Origin of the sequence: Streptococcus cristatus, assembly GCF_001578775.1 — a bacterium.
GTDB classification, from domain to species: Bacteria; Bacillota; Bacilli; order Lactobacillales; family Streptococcaceae; genus Streptococcus; species Streptococcus cristatus_A.
In genome coordinates this window covers 33616-34198 of sequence record NZ_KQ969066.1, presented here as the reverse complement: position 1 = coordinate 34198, position 583 = coordinate 33616, and the positions used below count along the sequence as shown (strand labels likewise).

At 46.7% G+C, this 583-nt stretch carries 1 protein-coding gene; it reads left to right on the top strand.

Translation table 11 applies throughout. The features are described 5' to 3' along the window. The coding region (locus SCRDD08_RS11700) for a mucin-binding protein (RefSeq protein WP_414162618.1) at nt 1–583 on the top strand (583 nt) is incomplete at both ends.

The window sequence follows — 583 nt, the reverse complement described above, 5'->3', positions numbered from 1 at the left end:
TATCAAGTACGAATACGCAGATGGTCAAACAGCAGGTCGTCCAGCTCTGAAAGCTCCAGTCACTCAAGAAGCAGCCTTCACACGTACAGGTGAACGTAATCGTGTAACTGGCGTTGAAACCTTCGGCGCATGGACACCAGCTACGAAAGAATTGGCCCAAGAAGCTACACCAGTCGTAACTGGATTCGTGGCAGATAAGGCCAATGTAGCAGCGAAGACAGTGACTCCTGATGATAAGGATAGCGAAGAAACAGTTAAGTACAGCAAACTTGGTTCATATGTACCAAATGTACCAGACGGACTTCCAAAAGTACCAAACCTTCCATATCCAAACGATCCAACAGATCCAAGCAAACCAGGTACTGATCTTCCAGTGATTCCACATGTACCAGGCACTACACCGGTAGGCCCAGATGGCACAACACCATTGACACCGAAAGATCCGAGCGATCCAAGCAAGGGTTACAACCCACCACCAATTCCAAGTGATCCAACGAAGGATACACCAATCAACTACGTTAAAGATGGTCAAAAAGCGATTATCACCTTTGTAGACCAAACTGACGGTAATAAGGAATTGACG